Origin of the sequence: Xanthomonas sp. SHU 199 (assembly GCF_000364665.1) — a bacterium.
GTDB lineage: Bacteria > Pseudomonadota > Gammaproteobacteria > Xanthomonadales > Xanthomonadaceae > Xanthomonas_A > Xanthomonas_A sontii.
The window spans coordinates 1-7,190 of sequence record NZ_AQOI01000026.1 but is presented as its reverse complement, the minus strand read 5'-3'; the positions used below and the strand labels follow the sequence as shown (position 1 = coordinate 7,190).

5 protein-coding genes are annotated in these 7,190 nt (G+C 65.7%); all 5 read right to left on the bottom strand.

Annotation, left to right across the window (positions count from 1 at the left end):
- A partial coding sequence (locus tag D183_RS23715; protein ID WP_017907405.1) for an ATP-grasp domain-containing protein occupies nt 1-1,086 on the bottom strand: 1,086 nt, incomplete at its 3' end.
- 11 nt (nt 1,087-1,097) lie between these two features.
- Nucleotides 1,098-1,289 (bottom strand): hypothetical protein, encoded by a 192-nt coding sequence (locus tag D183_RS27210; protein ID WP_157835140.1) that lies wholly within the window; start codon nt 1,287-1,289, stop codon nt 1,098-1,100.
- A gap of 2 nt (nt 1,290-1,291) precedes the next feature.
- On the bottom strand, nt 1,292-3,463 hold the full coding sequence (locus tag D183_RS0101420; protein ID WP_051067595.1) for a peptidase domain-containing ABC transporter: 2,172 nt from the start codon (nt 3,461-3,463) through the stop codon (nt 1,292-1,294).
- The gene (locus D183_RS0101415; RefSeq protein ID WP_017907402.1) at nt 3,460-4,743 is read right to left on the bottom strand and encodes an HlyD family secretion protein; all 1,284 of its coding nucleotides are present in this window, start codon (nt 4,741-4,743) and stop codon (nt 3,460-3,462) included. The genes D183_RS0101420 and D183_RS0101415 overlap by 4 nt, the downstream gene beginning before the upstream one ends.
- A 210-nt stretch (nt 4,744-4,953) precedes the next feature.
- Nucleotides 4,954-7,083 carry an ATP-dependent DNA helicase DinG gene (dinG, locus tag D183_RS0101410; protein ID WP_017907401.1) on the bottom strand — a complete coding sequence of 710 codons (2,130 nt, stop codon included), beginning with the start codon at nt 7,081-7,083 and terminating at the stop codon, nt 4,954-4,956.
- Between the last annotated feature and the right edge of the window lie 107 nt (nt 7,084-7,190).

The following is a 7,190-nucleotide window of genomic DNA, read 5'->3' as shown; positions in this document are numbered from 1 at the left end:
GGATGGGACGGCCGCCATTGGTCTCTCGAATTCTTGATAACGTGCGGTTGTCCCATGCACCAGCAAAGCGCAGAACCTGCGTGCGATATCCAATTGCGCGAGCCTCTGATCCAGATACAGGAACTGGCCGCCGGGATTGAGTTCGATGAAGACCAGCTCCCCTCCGTCCGCCGGCACCAGGAAATCGGCGCAAAAAAAGTCGATGGCCAGCGTCTGCCGCAGGCGCTCGAGCTTGGCCAGCAGCCCATCGGGAAGCGCCGTTTCAGCGTAGCTGATCGCAGTCTTGTGTCGCACGGCGCGATAGTCGATCTCGCCTTCCAGCGCGTGCGTCATCTTGACCGCCACGTACTCCCCCTGGAGGCAGACGATGCGCACATCGCCGCGGTGGCGCACCACCTCCTGATAGTTGGTCGGGCACGCGCTGACATCGCCATCGGCCAGGGGTTCTTCGATACGGATGCGTGTCGCATACGACACGCTGTAGCCGGAATTTTCGGACCAAGCGCCGACGTTGAAGGGCTTGACGACCACGCCCTCCGGTTCGCGATCGCGAAAGTGGCGAATGTCTTCCGCGCGGTGGCTGATCAGCGTCCGCGGGATGCGCAGGCCACTGGACGCGGCGATGGCGAGCTGCAACGCCTTCTGGTCCGCCATCAACGCCTGCATCGGTGCATTGATCCAGCGCTGCACGCCGACGCCGCTTCCCATCACCGCCAGTGCACCGAGGTCGAACAGCATTCCCTCGGAACGAATGAATCCCACATCCTGCTCGTGCACACCCGCAGGTACCGGCTTTTTGAACAGCAAGCGCCGGCACCACGCAGTGTCGTAGCGCAGCGGCGACCCGTCGCGCACGAAGCGGGCACCATGCGTATCGCACAGCATCGACCCGCCTAGACCGCTCGGCCAGGCACTGCTGTCGAACAGGTCCACCCTGTATCCTGCCGCTCCAATCATGGCGGCGATGGTCGCCGCATGGGTATCGTGCTGCGGTGCCACGATCAATATGTTCTTTGCGTCTTCCTGCATCGTCTGGACCCGTTGTGCATCATCGCCAGATGCATGGCGGCGCTGCAGCACCGCCATGCGCCGCCCGATTAGCTGAAGATGATGATCGTCTCGGTGTCCACGGCTTCGACGATGATGATGATCAGGGTATCCTGACCGCCACCGCAAGAGATCGCACTGACTTCTTCCTGGGTCATTTCACGCGCGAAACGCTGTGCAACGGGACGCGAATTTTCCGTGTTCACGACAGTTTCCATTCCACTCTCCTTGAAAGACAGCATGGTTATTCGCCGGCGACGATGCCGGCGAGCTTCTCGACGCTTCGCGACGCGTCAAGTCTTTCGGCGCCAGGTCGCGCGCCTTGATTCCGCTCCGCCCCCAGCACGACCTTGCGGTCGGCCGAGGCGATGGTGTCCTCGCGATGCGCTATCAGCACGCGCGTCATGCTCAGCGCCTTGATGTGCGCATTGACGATCTCGTCGCGCTGCCGATCCAGATGGCTGGTGGCCTCATCCAGCACCAGGATCTTCGGCTGCCGATACAGCGCGCGCGCCAGAATCACCCTCTGCCGTTGCCCACCCGACAGGATCGACCCCATGTCGCCCACCAGCGATTCGTACCCCATCGGCATGCGCACGATGTCGTCGTGGATGGCCGCCAACTTGGCGGCTGCCACGATGCGCTGCAGGCTGGCGTCAGGGTCGAAGAACGCGATGTTGTCGGCCAGGGAACCGGCGAAAAGCTGGTCGTCCTGCATCACCGCACTGACCATGCCGCGATAGGTTTCCAACCCGAGCCGCCGGATCTCCACGCCACCCACTTCGATCTGCCCTTCGGTTGGCGCAAGCAGACCCAACAGAAGCTTGGCCAAGGTGGACTTCCCGCAGCCGCTCGGTCCAACGATGGCCACCGACTCGCCGGCGCAGACCTTGAGATCGAAGTTGCGCAGTACCCAGGGATCATCGTCGGAATAACGGAAGCTGACGCCCTTGAACTCGATCTCCGGCGCGAGCTCGGGCCCACTGTAGTGTCCCAATGCATGCGGCTCGGGGTCGCTCATGGCGATATCGGCAATGCGCTCGGCATGCAGCCGTAGCATGCGGAACTCGATACACTTGTCGACCAGGCTGCCCGCCCGGCTGGTGAACAGATCCGCATAGCTGAGAAACGCCACCAGCATGCCCGCCGACAGCGCGTCCTGCAGCGCCATGTAGCCGCCGATACTGATCAACAGGACGCGCTGGATTCCGAAGACACCGCTATTCAACGCCGTGAACGCCAGGCCGATGCGCTGCGACTGCATATCCAGATTGGCGGCCTGGACGGTCGCCGCGAAAAGTCGGCTTTGGCGCAGGCCCTGCTTGTTGGCCAGCTTGATCGCCTGGATGCCACGGACCGACTCCATCAACTCGCTCTGCTGGCGCGCCGTATGGAACAATTGATCGCGGGTGATACCGAACTGCACGCGATACATCGCAACGCGCAGCAGCAAATAGCAGGCGAATGCCGCCATTACCACGCCGGCGAGCTTGGCGCTGTAGAAGAACAGCACCACCAGCGCCAACATGCCGGTCATGCCGTTGAGTACCGCTTCGACGAAGCTTCCGGTCAGCGTCGTCTGAATCGACTTCAGCGATCCGAACCGCGACAGCACGTCGCCCATGTGCCGCTTTTCGAAATAGTCCAGCGGCAAGCGCATCAGGTGGCCAAACAGGTTGTTGATCCATTGGCTGTTGAGCGAGGCGCCCAGCCAACTGACCACCCAGCTGCGCGCCAGCATTAGCGCCGTCTGGGCGAGTACCGCGATCAGGAATCCGATCGCCAGGATCTTGAGCAACGGCATGTCCGCGGAGATCAGGACATGGTCGATCAACCATTGCATCTGGAACGGCATCAAGAGCACCAGCATCTCGATCGCCAGCGCCAGTGCGAAGACCTGCACGAGTGCCCGACGCAGCCCGCCGATCCTGCCGGTCAGTGCACGCAAGGACACCGGTTGCGGCGCCGCCGCCTTCTCGAAGCTCGGGCTCGGCACCAGTTCCAGCAACACCCCGGTGAAGTGCTTGCCCACCTCCGCCAAAGGCAGTCGCAGCAAGCCGCGCGCAGGATCGTGGATCACCGCGACACCGCGCGTCACGCGCTCCAGGACCACGAAATGGCTCAGATCCCAATGCAGGATGCAGGGCCCGCCAACGGCGGCCAAGTAGTCGAGTTCAGCGCGCATCGGCCTGACCTCGAAACCGATCGCGCGTGCGATTTGCATCAGGCGTTCGAGGCGTGCGCCCTGCAACGAGATGCTGAAGCGTCGACGCAAGCTGGGCAGGTCGACGTTCTGGCCATGGAATCCCGCGACCATCGCCAGGCAGGCCAGGCCGCATTCCGCTCCTTCCGTCTGCATGATCGGTACGATGCGCGTCGCGAACGGTGCCCTCCAGGACGACCAGGACCGGCTCATGATCCGCGCTCGTTCGAAGGGGTGTCGCGCATGCCGGAGGCCAGCTCGTAGACCGGCTCGAACATCCACTCGATCAGGTGCCTGCGTTCGAGCAGGATGTCCGCATCCAGCGCCATTCCGGGACGCAGAGGCTCCTGGCGTCCATACGCCACGACATTCTGGCTACCCAGTTCGACGATCACCCGATAACGCTGCTCCTTGATGTCCTGACCCAGCAATCGGGTCAGATCGCCCGAACTCATCGCACTGCGCGAAATCTCCGCGACGCGGCCGGCGTGGCGTCCGAACTTCTGATACGGGAATGCCTGATAGCGCAAGACCACCCGATCGCCTGGACTGACGAACCCGACGGCCCGCGACGATACCCACAGCTCGGCGCGTAGACGCGTATCCCGCGGCAACAGCGTCATCAACGGCTGCTGCGCGGCGACAGGTTGTCCCGGATACACCAGCAGATTGCCGACGATCCCGTCCGATGGCGCGCGCAGGATCACCGCGCGGCGGGCCTCGCTCTCCGAGATCGACTGCGCCACGTCCGCCAGTTGCCGATCGATCTCGTTGTTCTTTCCGATCAGCGTTGCCGGAAGCTGTTCCAACTGTGTCTGCAACTGCGATTGTTGCTGCCGCAACTCCAGCGAATGCTTCTGCAGATCCTTGAGCTGCGCCTGATTCTGAATCGCCACATCCTGCTGCTGCAGCAGCTGCACCTTGGTCAGCACCCCGCGATTGCCGGGACTAGACCATTGCTCATACAGGCGAGCGGCACTTTCGGCGCGTTGCCGCTGCAGAACGACCTGTTCTTCGGTACTGGCGATCTGACTCTTCAGCAACGCGATGCGCGTACGCAGGTCACGATCCTGCGCTTGCGAGAGGCTGCGCTGTTCCTCGATGTCGGAACGCAAGCGCTCGCGCTTGAGGCGCAACTGCGCGATCACCGATGCCTGCGTATCGCCGAGCGATGCGCTGTCCTGTTCGCCGGAGATCTCAACCAGCGGTTGTCCTGCACGGACGTTTGCGCCTTCCTTGGCGAACGTACGCACGACACGCCCGGATGCGGAGGGCGTCAGGGTCAGCAGTCCGCGATCGGGAACCAGCGTGCCGTTGACCGCTTCGCGTCGTGTATAGCTGCCGATGCACAGCAGCGCCAGCACGATGACGAGCAGCGCGATGCTCACCCAGAAGTAAGCCCAACCGAAGCGCGGCGCGTCCAGGCGCACAGCGCCGAGCCAGCCCTCGCGGCGCGCTCGAAACACTTCTTCCCTGAAGAATCCGTCCGCCATTGCCATCCCCTGAGCGGCGCTGCATGCGTTCCTAGCGCGTGATGTTTTATCGCGTGCCGGCTAAAAGCCGTCAAGCGCGCAACTGCATATCCATGGACGGTGCGGTAGACAATTCCGGTTGCGACGACGCCGCACGCAGCGCGTCGTGACACGCGGTGGCCCGCGTGCTCGGCGACAGGCACGCGGCCATCGCCGTCGCGTTTGCAGCGCCTAGCCGATCACCCGCTTGAACGGCGGCAGCGCGTCGATGATGCGCTTGCCGTAGCGCTTGGTCAGCAGCCGTGAATCGAGAATGATCACGCGGCCGTGGTCGTCGGCGGTGCGGATCAGGCGGCCGGCGAACTGGGTCAGGGTGCGCAGCGCGTGCGGCACCGCGATCAGGTTGAAGGCGTTGAGGCCGCGGCTCTCGAACCATTCGCCGAGCGTGGCGGTCTGCGGATCGGTGGGCACCGCGAACGGCACCTGGGTGATGACCACCGTGGTGCAGGCCTCGCCCGGCAGGTCCAGGCCTTCGCCGAAGGAATTGAGGCCGAACAGCACCGAGCCTTCGCCGGCGCCGATGCGGCGCATGTGCTCGCCGATCATCTGCGACTTGGAGCCCTCGCCCTGCACCAGCACGCGGTTGCGCTGCGCGAGCGGCAGCAGGTCGGCCACCTTGAGCATCTTCCAGCGCGAGGTGAACAGCACGATCGAGCCCTTGCCCCAGTCCAGTTCGCGCACCAGGTAGCGCGCCACTTCGCGCGGATGGCCCTCGCGGTCGTCCGGCGCCACCGGGAACGCCGGCACGATCAGTTCGGCCTGGTTGGGCAGGTCGAACGGCGAGGACAGCGACACCATCTCCGCATGCGCGGGCAGGCCGTTGTCGATCGCCAGCGCCTGGAAGTCGCCGCCGCCGGTGAGCGTGGCCGAGGTCAGCACGGCCGCGTCCACTTCGCTCCACAGCAGCGAGCGCAGCACCTGCGCGGCCGACACCGGCGAGCAATGGCAGATCAGATCGGCATCGCGCGAGGCGGTGATCCAGCGCGCCATCGGCGGCTGCCCGTCCTGGTCCTCGCGGCGCCAGCCCAGCCACAGCGCGTACTGCTGCTCGACCATCTCCAGGGCCATGCCCAGGTTGCGCTGCAGGCGTTCCTTGGCCGCGTCCTCCTGCTTGGACTTGGCCGCCATCTGGTGTGCGGCCTGTACCCAGTTCAGCAGCGCCCCGGTGTCCTGCGCCTGCGCATCGATCAGCGGCTTCCAGTCCTCGGGCAGGCGGCCGTTGGGCGCGCGCCACATCGGTTCGTCCTGGCCCGGCTCCGGCACCCACACCCGTTCGATCTCGGCGCGGAACGCCTTCAGGCCCTTGGCCACCTGCGCAGCCAGTTCGACCGCCTCGTTGGGCAACTGGTTGCCGATGCGGTCCTTGTCGGCGAGCCGGTAGGCGGCGCCGACCAGCGCCTGCAGGCGGCCGGTGCGCCGCGCCATCTCGTCCAGCGGCAGGTTCGCCGCGCCCTGGTCGATGGCGACGCCGGCGATGTGGTGGCCCTCGTCGAGCACCAGCAGCATGTCCGACGGCGGCGCGATCAGCGGCTGGCCGTTGTCGCTGTCGCCCAGCGACAGCGCCGACAGCAGCAGGGCGTGGTTGGTGACCACGATCTGCGCATCGCGCACCTCGCTGCGCGCCTTCAGCACCGGGCACTGCACCGCGAACGAACAGCGGCGCCCGGCGCAGCCGGCGGCGTTGGTGGTGATGCGCGCGCGCAGCGACGGCGGCACCGGCTCCGGCGCGGCATCCAGGTCGCCGTTCCAGGTCCGGTCGGCGTAGGCCTTGGCCAACGCCCGCGCCTGCTCGGCCTCGGCCGGGCTCAACGGGCGGTCGTACAGTGGCGCCTCGTCCTCGAACATGCTGTCCTGCGCGGCCTCGCCATGCAGCTCGGCGACGTTGCGCGTGCACAGGTAACGGGTGCGGCCCTTGGCCAGCGCCACCGTGGCCTCCAGCCCGGTGGCCTTGAGGAAGGCCGGGATATCGCGCTCGACCAGCTGCGACTGCAGCGCCACCGTGCCGGTGCTGATCACCAGTTTCTTCTTGCTCGCCAAGGCGATCGGCACGCCGGCGGTCAGATAGCCCAGGCTCTTGCCGACGCCGGTGGGCGCCTCGGCCACGCCGACGCCACCGGAGGTGCCGAGCGCGCGCGAGACCACGCCGATCATCTGGCTCTGCGCGCGGCGCACGCGGAAGCCCGGCGTATTGGCCTGCAGCTTGGCGTAGGCATCGCGGATGGCCAGCTTGACCGGTTCGGTGAGCTGACGCGGGGACGGGCCGGACGCGGGCGGCGTCGACGGCGAAGCGGAATCGGTCATCCCGGCATTTTCTCACGTCCCGTCGCAAGGACTGAAACGCGGGAACTGAACGGCGCTGCGCGCCGCGTTATGGCGGCGGCGGCGCGGCCTTGCGCGGCAGCGCCAGC